Raw genomic sequence first — 14,524 nt, 5'->3', positions numbered from 1 at the left:
CGTCAGGCAGTCGGTGATCCACACGTCGACGCCCCGATATAGCGCAGCCATGTCGTCCGTTAAGTCACTGAAGTCAGTCGAATAAGCAAGCGACCGGCCATCTTCGTCGAACCTTAGTCCAAGCGATGTCGTCGATCCATGCGGTTGAATGACCCAGCGCATTGTTGCGGTCCCGATCGACAGCACCGGTCCAAGCTGGTGCGGTTCGACAACGGCGGGATAAAAGTTCGAGCATTCGAATGCATAGCTGAAGCGCCGCTGAAGGCCGTCGATCACTTCGGCGCGGGCATGGAGAGGCACCGGACCGCCGATCATCTGCGACACCGGGCGTAGATCGTCGATGCCGTGGACATGGTCGCCATGATCGTGGGTTATAAGGACGCCGGCGAGCGTCCCAACCTCGGCCGCAAGCAGCTGCTGCCGGAGGTCCGGCCCGCAGTCGACGACCAGGCGCTCCCCTGCACTTTCAACCAGGATCGCGGATCGCAGCCTCAGGTTGCGCGGCTCATTAGGGTCGCAGGCGCCCCAGTCGTTGCCGATTTTCGGGACCCCGGTCGACGTCCCGCACCCCAGGATCCTGACCTTCAAGCCGCCGCTTCCTCGCTTGCTCGCGTGAACAGGCGGAAGAAATTGGCGGTGGTGACCTCCGCAAGCTGCTCCGCGGCTTCCCCGCGCAAGCCGGCGACGAACGTTGCGGTCTCGGCTACGAAGGCCGGCTCGCATTTCTGGCCTCGGTGTGGGACTGGCGCTAGAAACGGGGAGTCGGTCTCCACCAGCATCTGGTCCGCGGGCAGCCATTTGGCCGTTTCCTGCAGGTCCTGGGCATTCTTGAACGTGACGATTCCGGACAGGGAGATGAAGAAACCGAAATCGAGCCCCTTGCGCGCAAGGTCGGCCGATCCGGTGAAGCAGTGCAGGACTCCAGTGACCCCGCCCCGTTTGACAGCTTCGCCGAGAATCTCGGCAGTATCCTCCTCGGCGTCGCGGGTATGGACAACGAGCGGGAGGCGCGACTGCCGCGCTGCGTCGATATGCGCCTCGAAGCGCTCACGCTGCGAGTTTCGGTCGGACTTGTCGTAGAAATAGTCGAGTCCACATTCACCGATGGCAATCACCCGTGGGTGATTGGCAGCCTCCACCAGTGCCGATGCGCCAAGGTCCGGGTGGGCGTCTGCCTCATGCGGGTGGACCCCGACACTGGCCCAGACGTCGGCATTGCGCTCGGCGACCGCGATGACGTCATTCCATTCGCGCTGTCGCGTCGAGATATTGAGAAACCCGCCGACCCCACGCTCGCGCGCCGCCGACAACACCTCGTCCTGGCGCTCGACCAAGCCTTCGTAGTTCAGGTGGCAATGACTATCGATCAGCTTCATGCGGACACGGCCTCTTCGGCCTCGAGCTCGATCCGTGGGAAGAGCGGCGTTGGCGCTGTGATCGGTCGTCCGTCACGTCCGGCATCGATCTGTTCCAGCAGCTTTTCAGCCGATGCGGGAATGATTGGAGCGATCGCGACCGTCAGCGCACGAACCGCCGCCACCAGCGTTCCAAGCACCGCAGCCATGCGTTCCGGATCGGACTTGCGCAAAGCCCAGGGCGCCTGGGTGTCGACATATTGGTTGCAGGCAAAGACGACTCGCATCCAAGTTTCGATGCCAGTCGAGAAAGCCAGCCGTTCAAAGGCTTGCGGCACGTCGATCGCGATGACCTGATCGACGAGGGCGAGCAGGTCGCGATCACTCTCTTCTTCCCCTGGCGCCGGAAGAAGGCCCTCGAGATTCTTGTAAACCATCGACAATGTTCGTTGTGCGAGATTGCCGAAACTGTTCGCAAGCTCGGCATTGGCGCGGTTCGCGATGGCTTCTGCGCTATAGCTGCCATCCTGTCCGAACGTGACCTCGCGCAGCAGGAAATAGCGGAGGGCATCGACCCCGAACCGATCGGCGAGCGCAATCGGATCGACCACGTTGCCGACGCTCTTCGACATCTTCTCGCCGCGGCTGAGCAGGAAGCCATGGCCGTAGACCTGCTTCGGCAAGGAAATCCCCGCCGACATCAGGAACGCCGGCCAGTAGACGGCGTGGAAGCGTACCACGTCCTTGCCGATCAGGTGGATATCGGCAGGCCAGTATTGGCGCCACAGCTCCGTGTCGTCCGGATAGCCAAGTCCAGTGATGTAGTTAGTCAGCGCATCCAGCCAGACGTACATGACGTGGCCGGGGCTCCCCGGCACCGGAACACCCCAGGAGAAGCTGGTCCGCGAGATCGAGAGGTCCGACAGCCCGCCTTCAACGAACCGTACGACCTCGTTGCGGCGGCTCTCCGGCCGGATGAAGTCCGGATGCTCGGCGTAAAGGTCTAGGAGCTTGTCCTGATAGGCTGAGAGCCGGAAGAACCAGCTTTCCTCGACCGTCCACTCCACCGGCGTGCCCTGCGGCGAGAGCTTTGCACCCGCCTCGCCTTCGATCAGCTCGCCTTCTTCGTAATAGGCCTCATCGCGGACCGAGTACCAACCCTCGTAGCGGCCGAGGTAAAGGTCGCCGCGCTCCTCCATTGCTTTCCAGATCGCCTGGCTGGCGCGGCAATGGTCGTCATCGGAGGTCCGGATAAACCGATCGTACGAGACATTGAGCCTGTCACACATATCCCTGAAAAGGCTTGACATTCTGTCGGCGAAAAGGCGCGGCTCGATGCCTTCCGCACGCGCTGCCTGAGCCATTTTCAAGCCATGCTCGTCGGTGCCCGTCTGAAATCGGACATCCCGACCGCGCGAACGCTGGAAGCGCGCGATGGCGTCTGCGGCGATTGCCTCGTAGGCATGGCCGATGTGCGGCGGGCCATTGGGGTAGCTGATCGCTGTCGTAATGTAGAATGGGTCGGTCATCGCTGATCCGGCCCTAGCGACGGCTGCCTAGCGCTTCAAGGAAGGCACTCCGCCGCGTCGGCGAGGATGCCGCCCATCTCGAACACCGTGGCCGACGGGTTCAGCGATAGCCGGCGCGCAACGGCGCCGAGCTCGCGGGCCTTCGCATAAGCGACAAGAGCCCGCTCCCGCGGCTCGCCGGTCACCCGCCGCGCCTGTGCCGCGATTAGCGACGGAGCCGCGTCGAGGAAGGCGCCATAGCGGTCGGCGGCGTTCTTCTTACCGAGCTCCGCTGCGAGTTCGGATCGCCGCGCATTGGTCGGATCGCCGTGGCGCAGGATTGCCATTGCCGCGTCCTCGATCTTGCCGAAATCGAGCTCCGCGAAGGCAAGCGCGCGGCCGGCGGATCCCGCGGACATTGCGATGATGCGGTCGCGATCCGTTTTTGAAAGCTCGGGCACATCTCGAGCCAGAATTGACGTCATGGCGTCGCCCGACAGCGCCTGGAAGTCGAGTCGCCGGCAGCGGGAACGGACCGTCGGCAGAAGACGACCCGGTGCATGGCTGACGAGGAAAAACAGGGTGTTCGGCGGCGGCTCCTCAAGGATCTTCAGGAGTGCATTGGCGGCCGATGCCTCCAGCTCGTCCACGGTATCGATGACGGCTACCCGCCACGGCGACAGTGCTGGGGTTAGAGTCAGGAACTCGCCAAGCTCGCGGACCTGTTCGACACTGATGTTGCGCGCCAGCCCCTCCCCCTTCTCCCTCGGCAAGCGCTTCAGCCAGCGCATGTCGGGATGGCTTCCGGCGGTGATCAGCTTGACGATTGGGTGCTCGTCGGGGCTATCCAGCGCGGGGAGGTCGAACGGCGGGCCGGCAGCCTCCGAAAGAACGCGCCGGGCCGCCGCCTGCGCAAAGCTTGCCTTGCCCACGCCTTTGGGCCCGGCGAGCAGCCAACCGTGGTGAAGCTTGCGTGAGGTCCAGGCGCTCGCAAACTGCTCGACGGCCCTGTCTTGGCCAAGGATCATGGCAACAGGTCCGACAAAACGTCGAGCAAGCGCTTGGTCACGGCTTCCTTTGGGCCGGATGCGTCGACGAGGCGGACCCGGTCGGGCTCCTCCGCGGCTATGAGCCGGAACGCGGTCTCCACCTTGTGATGGTAGGCTTCGGACCGGCCGCCGATCCGATCGCTCGCGCCGGTATCGCGAAGCTGCGCCCGCGCCTGCCCTTCGTCAGACAACAGGACCAGAGTCCGATCTGGAAAAGTGTCGCCAAGGGCGAAGGCGTTGATCGATCGCACGACCTCGATTCCGAGCCCTCCGGCGCCGCCCTGGTAAGCGAGCGAGCTGTCGATGAACCGATCGGAGATCACCCAGCGACCCGCGGCAAGGGCTGGCCGGATCGTCTTTCGGACGTGGTCGGCCCGGGCGGCGGCGAACAGCAAGGCTTCGGCATCTGGGCCGAAACGCTCGTCCGCTCCGCTGAGGAGCAGCTCGCGGACCGCATCGGCGCCGTCGCTTCCACCCGGCTCCCGGGTGAGAACCACGTCGATGCCGATCGCTTGGAGGGCTGCAGCAAGCTCCCTCGCCTGCGTCGACTTGCCGACTCCCTCGCCGCCTTCCAGTGAAATGAACCTGCCGGCCGCGGTCACGCCATTCCGAACAGCTGCTTGAAGCCGAGCCAGATCCGCCCGAAGAAACCGGCCTTGCCGACATCCTCACCCGCGACGAGCGGCGTCACCTGCGGCTGCGTGTCGCCGGTGTAGACCAGCAGATCAGCGACATGCTGCCCCTTCGCAATCGGTGCGGCGACGGGACCTTCGTAGCGAATCTGCATTTTGACCAAACCGTTCGACAGCCCCGCCGGGATCGTCACGGCGAGATCGTGCGGGGCGACCAGCGGGACTTCGGATTCGCTTCCCAATTGCACTCTGGCGCTGCCGACTTTCGCGCCTGACTTGAAGAGCGGCTTATCCGTCCAGGCGCCGAAGCCCCACTGGATCAGTCGCGTCGATTCCTGCACGCGCTGGTTCCAGCTGGACATGCCCGCGAGCACCTCGATCAACCGGCGGCCGTTCTGCTCGGCCGAGCCGGTGAAGCCGTACCCAGCTTCATCCGTATGACCGGTCTTCAGGCCATCCGCGCCCGCCACATGGCCGAGGATCGGGTTGCGGTTCTCCTGAGTGATGGCGTTGCCGCCCATCGTCTTGCCCCAGGTGAAGTTCGGAAGGCCGTAGAATTCCTTGTACAGCTTAGGGTGATGCTCGATGGTCGCCCGCGCCACCGTCGCGAGATCGCGGGCCGTCACATACGTGACCCCGTTGTCCGGCCAGCCATTGGCGGTGCCGAAATGGCTGCTGTTCACGCCCAGCCGCTTGGCGAGCGCGTTCATCTGGTCGGTGAAGGCCTGCTCCGTCCCCGCGATGCATTCCGACAGGACCACCGCCGCGTCGTTGCCCGAGAGCGTAACGATGCCCTTGAGAAGATTTTCGACGCTGACCTGCTCTCCCGGCGACAGGAACATGGTCGAGCCCGCCTGGGGCCCATGCCACTTTTGCCAAGTCTCCGGACGCACGGTGCACATCTTGTTGAGCGGAAGCTGGCCCTTGTCGATCAGTTCGAAGGCAACCTCCGTCGTCATCATCTTGGCCATCGATGCCGGCGGCATGTGCACGTCCGGATTCTTTGCATAAAGCACGGCGCCCGAATTCAGGTCGATGAGATAGGCGACCTTCGCAGGCGTATCGAACTGCGGAGCAGCGGCGGGCGACGCGCTTGCAAACATCAACGAAGCGGCGGCGGTTGCGAGCAGGATTTGGCGAGTCATGGAAGCGGGCGACGTCCTTCAAGTCGGCGTTACGGCCGAACCTGTCTATCGCCGCGCAATCGCGTCCGCCAGCAGCCCGACGGACATCGCGTAGAAATTCGAACAATTGTAATCGAGGATCGTCCGGTAATTGTTCGACAGCAGATAGCCTGACCCTGTTGGCCCGTCGGGTTCAAGGAGGGTCGCCATCTCATTGTCGCCGAGCCGTTGTTCGACCGGCACCACGCCTAGCGAGCGCCACTGGCCGACCGTAAGCCACCGTGAATGGCGGCGATAGACCTGGGGACACTTGGCGGCGGTGATTCGAGACTGGAGCGCAGCACGGTTGAGGCCGAGCGGCACCCTCGCTTGAACGCCCCAAGCGACGCCTGGCTTCCAACCCGCGTCGCGCAGGTAGGAGGCAATCGAGGCCAGTCCGTCGACCTCGCTCCGCCAGATGTCCGCATAGCCGTCGCCGTCGCCGTCCGCCCGCAGGCGCAAGGCGACAGACGGCAGGAACTGCGGGTAGCCGGTGGCGCCGGCCCAGCTGCCCTTGAGCATCCAGCGCGGGACGCCCTGGTCGATGAGCTTCAGGGATGCGATGAACTCCCGCTCGAACAACTCGCGGCGCCGCCCGCCGTACGCCAGGCTGGCGAGCGTCTCCAGCAGATCGTGGCTGCCGGTGACAGTGCCGTAGCTGGTCTCATGGCCGTAGATCGCCATCAGCACTGCGGGGTCGACGCCGTAACGCGCGCGGATGGTCTGAAGATAGGAATAATCGCTCGAGTAGCGCTCCTGCCCGCGGGCGATCAGGCGCGGCGTTACATGGTCGCTCAAGTAGGCCGCCATGGACGGCCGTACGCCGGGCTGGGCCGCACGGGGCTCCGCCTGGTCCAGGTCGATCACACGCTGATTGACGTCGAGGCCCGGTATGTTCGCCTGGATGGTCGACTCGCGAACGCCCTGCTGCCGAGCAAGCATGCTGAGCCTGACCTTGTAGGTCTGCCACGGACTGGCGATGGGCGCCGGCTGCGCATAGGCAGGCTGGGGATAGGCGGGCTGGCCATAAGTCCCGAGCGCCGTCTGGCCGTCCGGGGAAGCCGAGCCGACCGCCGCCGTCGCCATCGCCAATGCCGCCCAAGCCTGCAACGCGCTCAACGCACCCTCCCCTTCACTACCGAGGCTAAGGGAAAACGGCCGGAGCGCCATCGGGTTCACCGCGCCGCTTGCACAGCCCGCCGCGCCAAGCGATAGCGACCGCCTCAAGGAGAGGTGGCCGAGTGGTTTAAGGCAGCGGTCTTGAAAACCGCCGTGGGTGCAAGCTCACCGTGGGTTCGAATCCCACCCTCTCCGCCACGCTTCTGGCAAGACTCGCAGAAAGGGCTTGCGTACGCGCTACAAATGTAGCACACCGCTACAAACGTAGCGCCAAGGAGTCGCGATGCTAAGCAAGCTTCCACCCCGGGAACGGCAGATCGTCGACATCCTGTACGAACGCGGCCCGCTCCTCGTCGCGGATATCTGCGACGCGCTCCCCGACCAGCTGAGCGGCTCGGCTGTGCGTGCCATGCTGAAGCGGCTGGAGGACAAAGGCTATGTCCAGCGCGCCGATTCTGATCGCGGCTATCTTTACAGCCCCACGGTTGCGGATTCGGTCGCCAAGACCTCGGCCCTGAGCGACATCGTACGCGTGTTCTTCAATGGATCGGCGGCCGGTGCGGCCACGGCGCTTCTCGGAATGTCGGACAAGCTGGACACCAGCGAGCTCGACCGGCTCGAGCAGATGATTGCCCAGGCGCGCAAGGCAAAGGGAGAGAAGTGATGCATGCGTTGCTCACGATCGCCCTCAAGTCCGTCGTCATTTCCGCACTCGCGCTGGCGCTGCTGGCACTGACGAAGCAGCGTTCATCGGCCGAGCGCTCCTTGATCGCGCATGTCGGGCTGCTGGCGTTGGTCACTTTGGCCTTGGCGCCGCTCGTCCTGCCGAGCTGGAACGTCGAGGCTCCCGCACTGTTCGCAACAACTGACGCGCCGACGGCCGGACCCGCGACGCTGAGCCTTCCGGCGGCAACGGCTCACCGTGAGCCGACCGGATCTTCGGTCACCCAAGCGGCATTGCCTCCGGCCACCGCATCCGTCGCCACTTCAAGCATCAGCTGGACCGCCGCCGCCCTCGCTGCCTATGCAGTGCCCGCCGCTATCCTGCTGTTCATCACCCTCCTCGCGCTGGCTCGACTGCTCGCGCTCCGCGCGCGCGCTGACGTCCTGGTCGATGGCCATTGGCTGAGCGCACTTGCACGTGCCCAGCGTCGCATGGGGTTCAAGCACGGCACCGCCCTGCTCACCAGCAACGAGCTCGGATCGCCGATCAGCTGGGGCCTGATGCGGCCGGTCATCCTGCTCAACGAGCGCGCGGTCCAGGCGTCGGGAGAAGCCGAGGCGATCATTGCGCATGAGCTTGCGCACGTCGCTCGCCTCGACTGGGCCAAGCTGCTGCTCGCCCGGATCGCGACCGCCCTGTTCTGGTTCAATCCCCTGGTGTGGCTGCTTGCACGAGAGGCGCACCAGTTGCGCGAGGAAACGGCCGACGATGCCGTCCTCGCGTCGGACATCGCCGATACCGATTATGCCGAGCTGCTGGTTGGCGTTGCCCGGCACGAATGCTCGGGGCTGCTGCTTGGGGCGCATGGAGTTGCACCGTCGAAGAGTTCGCTCGCCCGCCGGGTGGCGCGAGTCCTCGACAGCGCGTCGGCCCGGGGGCCGGTTGCCCGACCATTCGCGTTTGGCGTGTTCGTCGGCGCCGTCGCGATCGCCGCCCCGTTGGCGGCACTCACGCTTTCTCCGGCCCGCGCAGATGTCTCGGGCCGCGACAGCGCGAACGGGATGAAGGCGGTCGCGGCTGGTCAGCCAATTGACACCGGAGTTCCCTATCATGGCGATGGCGATGATCCGAGGGACCTGCCGCACATCATCGCTCAAGGCGTATCAAGCTCCGTCGCAACTGCTGTCGCTGCGGTCCGTCCAACTGTCGCCATCGGTCCCGGTGAAGGCGATATCGAGGCCGTGAGCCCGAATGGATCGACGGTAAAGTCCGTCAACGGCGTCATGGTTTCGACTGCACCCAGCGGAGCCACCGTGACCATCTATCCCCCCGACCGTCAGGGCCGGCGCAAGGTCGTCGCGCTCAACGCCGATGGCGCCCGCGCGGTGACTTATGCCGACGAGAACGATCCCGTTCCCGGTTTCACGAGGCCGCCGGGTCAGCGTGACGCGGCGCTCGACGATGCGATCGAATTGAGGGCCGCGGGTGTGTCGTCCGAATATGCACGAGACATGATCGCCGTTGCCCCACAGCTGAGGAACGCGAGCGTGAATGACCTGGTCGGATTAAAAGCCAGTGGGGTCACTCCGGGCTATGTCCGCGGGCTCATTGGTGCCGGTTATCGCAATCTTGACGCCGACGAACTGGAAAAGGCCTACACGCTGGGCGTTACTCCGGACTACCTACGCGGCGTCACTGCTGCCGGATACCCCGATCTGCCGCTCGACCAAATCAGCGAGATGCGTGCGGTCGGCCTGACGCCTGCCGACATCGCCCGGTTTCGGAGCGCGGGCTACGGTCGGCCCAGTATTGAGAAGCTGATCGAGCTCAAGGCGATCGGCGATGGGCATGGTCTAGCCAGGCCGCCAAGGCCTCCACGTCCGCCCGGGTCGTCTTCGGACGAGGGTGACGACGGCGGCTGACGTCCCGTACGACGCATAACTCACTGATTACCAAAGCGATTGATCGCCTGACCGCAGGCGCGCGGCGGAGCCTTGTCCGCGATTGAAGGAGAGCCCTGTCATGACGAGAACCCTGGCGGTCTGCGCCGCCCTGCTGCTGGCCACGGCGCCCAACTCCAGCGCCTCCATCGCAACGGCAACCTACAATTCGACCAGCATCGAGGCACAATTCCGTCTGACGCCTCAGACGAACGGCCGAGTGCAGCTCGATCTTTACCGGAGAGACTTGCTGCACGCCAACATGAGCTCCAGCTTTCCGGCCGGCGATCTGGCGGGGCTGGATGTCGCGAGCCTTAATGAGCCAGGCCAGCGGCCGGTGCGCTTCGCGATCGTGCGCGAGCCGGGCCGGTTCGATTGCGCCGGCGTGGGCAGCGGGGCGGTCGCTACGGGGCAGTGCACGTTCACGCCCGATCCGTCCTTCACCGCGATGCTGCAGAGCCACGGGATCGGCAATCCGACCGTCGGCCAATCCTACGACCTGACGGCCGTTGGAGCGACGCGCGCGCTGGTCGACGCCTTGGCGGCGAATCGGTACCCGCGTCCCGACATCAATGAGCTCGTCACCCTGTCGGCGGTCAATGTAACCCCGAAGTTCATCACGGCCCTCACCGCGCGCGGCTATGCGCCTGCCTCGCTAGATAACCTTGTCGACTTCGCGGCGCTGGACGTCTCGCCGGACTATATCGATAGCCTGCGCCGCGCGGGTTACGGCAAGCTCGACGCTGAGGGAATCGTCGGCCTCAAGGCAGTTGGCGTATCGCCAGCCTATATCGAAAGCCTTGGTGCCGCCGGGTACCACGACCTCAGCGCCGAACAGATCGAGCAGCTGGCGGCGCTCAAGATTGACCCCCAGTTCATCCAGTCCTTCGCCCGGATCGGATACGCCAACCTCCCGGTCGAAACGCTGGTCGAGCTCAAGGCAATGGACGTGACGCCCGAATTCGTCCTCAACCTCAAGCGCCACGGACTGCAGCCGCTGTCGGCGGAAAAGCTCGCCGAGCTCAAGGCGATAGGCGTTGATCCCAAATAGCGAAATCTCAGGAAAACCCAGGAAGGAGCATATCATGAATCGCCTCCTCATCTTCATCGCGTCGGTCACCATCGCAATCGCCACCATCTCGACGACCTGCCTCGCGAATCCCGCCGCCATGGCTGGCGCGACGACACGTTCCGGCCTTACGGGCGTCCACCCTGGAGGATCGTCCAGCGGGCAAATGCCGCTGGCGATGGTTCAGACGACCGGGGTCAACCCGCAAGCCCTGTGATCCGGATGTGGGGTGGCGCGGCGGTCGCGCGGCCGCTAACAGGACCGCTTTCCGCAGACATTTCGGAGCCGCAACGCGTGGGCGAGCCTGCCATCCTGCCGTTCGACTGGGCAGACCCTTTCGACCTCAATCATCAACTGACCGACGAGGAGCGCCTCGTCCGCGACACGGCGGAGGGTTATGCGCAGGAGAAGCTGCTGCCCCGTGTTACGTCAGCCTATCTCGACGAACGGTTCGATCGCGAGATCATGAGCGAAATGGGAGAGCTCGGACTGCTCGGAGCGACGGTGCCGGACGAATATGGCGGCGCCGGCCTCGGCTATGTCAGCTACGGTCTCATCGGCCGAGCCGTCGAGCGGGTCGACAGCGGCTATCGCTCGGCGATGTCGGTGCAGTCGAGTCTCGTCATGTACCCGATCCATGCCTACGGCTCTGAGGACCAGCGCAAGAAGTACCTGCCGAAGCTGGCGACGGGCGAATGGGTCGGTTGCTTTGGCCTGACCGAACCCGATTCCGGCTCGGATCCGGGAAGCATGCGCACTCGCGCCGAGAAGACGAGCGGCGGCTATCGACTGACCGGCACCAAGATGTGGATCACCAACTCGCCGATCGCCGACGTTTTCGTCGTGTGGGCGAAGTCGGACGCACATGGCGGCAAGATTCGCGGCTTCGTGCTCGAGAGGGGCATGGCCGGCCTCTCGGCGCCCAAGATCAAGGAAAAGCTGTCACTGCGCGCCTCGATCACCGGCGAGATCGTGATGGACGGAGTTGAGGTCGGCGAGGACGCGGTGCTTCCCAACGTCGAGGGCCTCAAGGGCCCGTTCGGCTGTCTCAATCGGGCCCGCTACGGCATCGCCTGGGGCTCCATGGGCGCGGCCGAGGCCTGCTATCACGCCGCACGGCAATATACGCTCGACCGCAAGCAATTTGGGCGACCGTTGGCCGCGAACCAGCTGGTGCAGCTGAAGCTCGCCAACATGGCGACGGAGATCACGCTCGGCCTTCAGGCGGCGCTTCGGGTCGGACGGCGTCTCGACGAGGGCGAGCTGGTTCCGGAGACAATCAGCCTGATCAAGCGCAACAATGTCGGCAAAGCCCTGGAAATTGCGCGGGTCGCTCGGGACATGCACGGCGGCAATGGCATCTCCGCCGAGTTCCACGTGATGCGGCACGCCGCGAACCTCGAGACGGTCAACACCTATGAAGGCACGCACGACGTCCATGCGCTGGTCATGGGACGCGCGATCACGGGATTGAGCGCCTTTTAGGCCGGCGGACGGCGCCACATGGTTTGAGGCTGATCGCGATACAGCCCATCCGGCTGCCGCTCGAATCCCAGCCTCGCCGCGAGCTTCATCGAAGCAGCGTTTTCCGGTGAAATCATCGCATGGATCGCGTGGCTACCGATTTGGTGCCCGAACCAGTCGAGCATGGCGACGCAGGCCTCCGTCGCGTAGCCTTGGCCATGCGCGGATGGTGTTAGGATCCAGCCCATTTCGGGCTCGCCCGAGATCGGCGGAAAGCATTCCCGCAGGAAATCGAAGAAGCCGACATGGCCGATCGTCGCGCCATCCTGACGCCGCTCGACCGCCCACATGCCGAGGCCGGTCATTGGCCACAGACCGACACCTGCGAGCAGCCGACGCCAGCTGTCCTCCCGCCCGCTCGGGCCGCCGACGTGTCGGCTGGCATGAGCGTTCGCGAAGAACGTCTGGAAATAGTCGAGGTCGCTTAGCTGGAAGGCGCGCAGGCGCAGCCGCTCGGTCTCAATGGTCGGGGCCGAACGGTAGCGCAGCGCGGGATCGTGGAACGGCAGCATCAAGCTACCGTAAGCTCACTTCTTGCCGAGCGAGAGTCCACCGAAGCGCTTGTTGAAGCGAGCGACTTGTCCGCCGGCATCGAGCAGCTTCTGGTTGCCGCCGGTCCAGGCCGGGTGCACCTTCGGGTCGATGTCGAGGTGGAGGGTGTCGCCTTCCTTGCCCCAGGTGGAGCGAGTCTCAAACTTGGTGCCGTCGGTCATTTCGACGGTGATCGTGTGATATTCGGGGTGGACGCCGGACTTCATTGCGATTTCCTTGGGTTAGCAGCTGGTTTCCGACCAGCCGCAGCAAGTGTCGCGCGCCCCTAGCCGACGAAGACTTCCTTGACAAGGTTCGGGCCGCCGATCTAGCCCGGCCTCGGACCCGGGTCCGACGGTTACGGCCGCCGGCCAAGAAGGAAGCCGGTGCAAAGCCGGCGCTGTGCCCGCAACTGTAGGACAGGTCGCCCCTAGCGGCCTTTCAAGTCAGACACTTGCCCTGGTCCGTCGTTCGTTTTCGTGGCCGGGAGCAGCCGTGGAGCGGAGGGCGGTCCCCTCTTGTGACGACGCGTTCGTCAACAGGAGGATTCCAATGCCCCTTCCGCCCATCGACTCCAACCCGATCGTCGTCACGACCTCGCGCCTGCCGGAGTTCAAGGAAAGCGCTCCGGCAAGCGTCACCGTCATCGACAAGGAGCTCATCCAGCATCTCGGCGAGCCGCTCGTCCCGGCGTTGCTGCGCCTGGTGCCCTCGACCTCGGTCACGGTTTCGGGGCCGGACGGGTCGCTGACCGAAGTCCGCATCCGCGGCGCCGAAGCAAACCACACTCTTCTCTTCATCGACGGCATTCGCGCGAACGATCCCGCGACCGGCGACCAGCCCCGGTTCGACCTGCTCAACGCCGACATCGCGTCCCGCATCGAAGTCGTTCGCGGACCGCAATCGGCCCTGTGGGGATCGGATGCAATCGGCGGCGTCGTCGCAGTGAACGGTACTCCGCCGGTCGGCACGGAATGGTCGGCGGCGCTGGAGGGCGGCTCGTTCGGGTTCGAGCGGATCAGTGCCGCCGCATCATGGTCGTCGGATCGCGCCTCGCTGGCCGCAGCCTTCGGAGGGCAACGCGCCACCGGAATCGATAGCTTCAGCGGTCACGGCGACAAGGACGGCTATCGCAACCTTTCGGCGCGGGTGGACGGTCGTTATCGCCTCGGCCCCCTACTGGAACTCGACGCATCGGGGTTCGCGCTGTCAGGGCGAAGCGATTTCGACGGGTTCGATCCGGTCACTTTCGTCCATGCCGATACCCTCGATAATAGTCGCAATCGAATGGCCGCCGGTCGGCTATGGGCCGACATCGGTAGCGCGACCGAGCCCTGGAGCGGGCAGGTCAGCGGATCGCTTCTCGGCTCGAGTAATCGCAATTACCTCGCGAGTGCTTTCCTCAACCGCACCAGTGGAACGCGGCGCACCGTCGGCGCACAGGCCGAGCATCGGTTCACGACCGGCCCCGTTGCGCAAATTCTCGTCGCGGCGGCGGAAAGCGAGCGAGAGACGTTCCAGGCGGGCGACTTGCTTTATGGGGGCGCCACCGACCAGAAGCGCAATCGCACTCACAATTCGCTGACCCTCGAATGGCGGGCGAAGGCCAGCCTCGTCACCACCGATGTCGCAATCCGCCGCGACATGTTCAATCGCTTCCGGGACGCGACCTCTCTTCGCGCTTCGCTGCTCGCAAAGCTGGGCGACGGCTTCGACCTGACCGGAGCCTACGCAGAAGGCATCGCGCAGCCGACATTCTTCGACCTCTATGGCTTCTACCCGGGAAGTTTCGTGGGGAACCCGTCACTTCGACCGGAAAGCTCCCGCGGGTTCGAAGTGTCGGTCCGCTATCATGGCGACTTCTTCCTGGCGTCATTGACCGCCTATCGCCAGCGCCTGCACGACGAGATTATCGACATCTACGATCCTCTCACCTTCGTCTCCAGCACGATCAACGGCACCGGCACCAG

The 14,524-nt window shown here is 64.7% G+C and carries 15 protein-coding genes, 1 tRNA gene and 1 riboswitch; of the genes, 7 read left to right on the top strand and 9 right to left on the bottom strand.

Annotation, left to right across the window (positions count from 1 at the left end; translation table 11 throughout):
• From JOZ79_RS00925 to JOZ79_RS00895, 7 genes are all read right to left on the bottom strand, one after another.
• The coding region (locus tag JOZ79_RS00925) for an MBL fold metallo-hydrolase (RefSeq protein ID WP_294069328.1) at positions 1-588 on the bottom strand (588 nt) is incomplete at its 3' end.
• On the bottom strand, positions 585-1,376 hold the full coding sequence (locus JOZ79_RS00920) for a TatD family hydrolase (RefSeq protein WP_294069325.1): 792 nt from the start codon (positions 1,374-1,376) through the stop codon (positions 585-587). The genes JOZ79_RS00920 and JOZ79_RS00925, both read right to left, overlap by 4 nt.
• A complete protein-coding gene (gene metG / locus JOZ79_RS00915; protein ID WP_294069323.1) occupies positions 1,373-2,884 on the bottom strand; it encodes a methionine--tRNA ligase in 1,512 nt (503 codons plus the stop codon). Before metG ends, JOZ79_RS00920 begins: the two co-directional genes overlap by 4 nt.
• A 35-nt stretch (positions 2,885-2,919) precedes the next feature.
• Positions 2,920-3,891, bottom strand: coding sequence for a DNA polymerase III subunit delta' (locus tag JOZ79_RS00910; protein WP_294069320.1), 972 nt, complete (start codon positions 3,889-3,891; stop codon positions 2,920-2,922).
• A complete protein-coding gene (gene tmk / locus JOZ79_RS00905) occupies positions 3,888-4,514 on the bottom strand; it encodes a dTMP kinase (RefSeq protein WP_294069317.1) in 627 nt (208 codons plus the stop codon). The genes JOZ79_RS00910 and tmk overlap by 4 nt, the downstream gene beginning before the upstream one ends.
• Positions 4,511-5,689, bottom strand: coding sequence for a D-alanyl-D-alanine carboxypeptidase family protein (locus JOZ79_RS00900; RefSeq protein WP_294069314.1), 1,179 nt, complete (start codon positions 5,687-5,689; stop codon positions 4,511-4,513). Before JOZ79_RS00900 ends, tmk begins: the two co-directional genes overlap by 4 nt.
• A 45-nt stretch (positions 5,690-5,734) precedes the next feature.
• Positions 5,735-6,826 (bottom strand): lytic transglycosylase domain-containing protein, encoded by a 1,092-nt coding sequence (locus tag JOZ79_RS00895; RefSeq protein ID WP_294069311.1) that lies wholly within the window; start codon positions 6,824-6,826, stop codon positions 5,735-5,737.
• Between the two features lie 108 nt (positions 6,827-6,934).
• Here JOZ79_RS00895 and JOZ79_RS00890 point away from each other — a divergent pair.
• The 6 genes from JOZ79_RS00890 to JOZ79_RS00865 all read left to right on the top strand — a co-directional run bounded on the left by JOZ79_RS00890 (position 6,935) and on the right by JOZ79_RS00865 (position 11,984).
• Positions 6,935-7,024: transfer RNA gene (locus JOZ79_RS00890), tRNA-Ser, on the top strand.
• A gap of 85 nt (positions 7,025-7,109) precedes the next feature.
• Positions 7,110-7,490: a BlaI/MecI/CopY family transcriptional regulator gene (locus tag JOZ79_RS00885; protein ID WP_294069308.1), complete on the top strand. Its 381-nt coding sequence runs from the start codon at positions 7,110-7,112 to the stop codon at positions 7,488-7,490.
• Positions 7,490-9,412, top strand: a complete 1,923-nt coding sequence (locus tag JOZ79_RS00880) for a M56 family metallopeptidase (RefSeq protein ID WP_294069305.1) — start codon at positions 7,490-7,492, stop codon at positions 9,410-9,412. The genes JOZ79_RS00885 and JOZ79_RS00880 overlap by 1 nt, the downstream gene beginning before the upstream one ends.
• Positions 9,413-9,512: 100 nt before the next feature.
• Positions 9,513-10,481 carry a hypothetical protein gene (locus JOZ79_RS00875; RefSeq protein ID WP_294069303.1) on the top strand — a complete coding sequence of 323 codons (969 nt, stop codon included), beginning with the start codon at positions 9,513-9,515 and terminating at the stop codon, positions 10,479-10,481.
• 34 nt (positions 10,482-10,515) lie between these two features.
• Positions 10,516-10,716, top strand: coding sequence for a hypothetical protein (locus tag JOZ79_RS00870; RefSeq protein WP_294069300.1), 201 nt, complete (start codon positions 10,516-10,518; stop codon positions 10,714-10,716).
• Between the two features lie 77 nt (positions 10,717-10,793).
• Positions 10,794-11,984, top strand: a complete 1,191-nt coding sequence (locus JOZ79_RS00865; protein WP_294069297.1) for an acyl-CoA dehydrogenase — start codon at positions 10,794-10,796, stop codon at positions 11,982-11,984.
• Here the strand turns inward: JOZ79_RS00865 and JOZ79_RS00860 are convergent.
• Both JOZ79_RS00860 and rpmE read right to left on the bottom strand, forming a co-directional pair.
• A complete protein-coding gene (locus tag JOZ79_RS00860) occupies positions 11,981-12,535 on the bottom strand; it encodes a GNAT family N-acetyltransferase (RefSeq protein WP_294069294.1) in 555 nt (184 codons plus the stop codon). The genes JOZ79_RS00865 and JOZ79_RS00860 overlap by 4 nt on opposite strands.
• Positions 12,536-12,550: 15 nt before the next feature.
• Entirely contained in the window at positions 12,551-12,781 is a 231-nt protein-coding gene (rpmE, locus tag JOZ79_RS00855; protein ID WP_294069292.1) for a 50S ribosomal protein L31, read from the bottom strand.
• A 103-nt stretch (positions 12,782-12,884) separates the two neighbouring features.
• A riboswitch (cobalamin riboswitch) is annotated at positions 12,885-13,031 on the top strand.
• A gap of 75 nt (positions 13,032-13,106) precedes the next feature.
• On the opposite strand from rpmE, the gene JOZ79_RS00850 reads away from it, so the two are divergent.
• A partial coding sequence (locus JOZ79_RS00850) for a TonB-dependent receptor (RefSeq protein WP_294069291.1) occupies positions 13,107-14,524 on the top strand: 1,418 nt, incomplete at its 3' end.

The sequence above is a fragment of the Sphingomonas sp. genome, assembly GCF_019242355.1.
In the GTDB taxonomy this organism is placed as follows: Bacteria; Pseudomonadota; Alphaproteobacteria; order Sphingomonadales; family Sphingomonadaceae; genus Sphingomicrobium.
This window is presented reverse-complemented; position numbering and strand designations above follow the sequence as displayed.

What these genes read in the sequence shown, in the direction of transcription:
- JOZ79_RS00920 (WP_294069325.1), bottom strand. Translation starts at nt 1,376, where the DNA reads ATGAAGCTGATCGATAGTCATTGCCACCTGAACTACGAAGGCTTGGTC.
- JOZ79_RS00875 (WP_294069303.1), top strand. Translation starts at nt 9,513, where the DNA reads ATGACGAGAACCCTGGCGGTCTGCGCCGCCCTGCTGCTGGCCACGGCG.
- JOZ79_RS00910 (WP_294069320.1), bottom strand. Translation starts at nt 3,891, where the DNA reads ATGATCCTTGGCCAAGACAGGGCCGTCGAGCAGTTTGCGAGCGCCTGG.
- JOZ79_RS00880 (WP_294069305.1), top strand. Translation starts at nt 7,490, where the DNA reads ATGCATGCGTTGCTCACGATCGCCCTCAAGTCCGTCGTCATTTCCGCA.
- JOZ79_RS00900 (WP_294069314.1), bottom strand. Translation starts at nt 5,689, where the DNA reads ATGACTCGCCAAATCCTGCTCGCAACCGCCGCCGCTTCGTTGATGTTT.
- metG (WP_294069323.1), bottom strand. Translation starts at nt 2,884, where the DNA reads ATGACCGACCCATTCTACATTACGACAGCGATCAGCTACCCCAATGGC.
- JOZ79_RS00885 (WP_294069308.1), top strand. Translation starts at nt 7,110, where the DNA reads ATGCTAAGCAAGCTTCCACCCCGGGAACGGCAGATCGTCGACATCCTG.
- rpmE (WP_294069292.1), bottom strand. Translation starts at nt 12,781, where the DNA reads ATGAAGTCCGGCGTCCACCCCGAATATCACACGATCACCGTCGAAATG.
- JOZ79_RS00860 (WP_294069294.1), bottom strand. Translation starts at nt 12,535, where the DNA reads ATGCTGCCGTTCCACGATCCCGCGCTGCGCTACCGTTCGGCCCCGACC.
- JOZ79_RS00870 (WP_294069300.1), top strand. Translation starts at nt 10,516, where the DNA reads ATGAATCGCCTCCTCATCTTCATCGCGTCGGTCACCATCGCAATCGCC.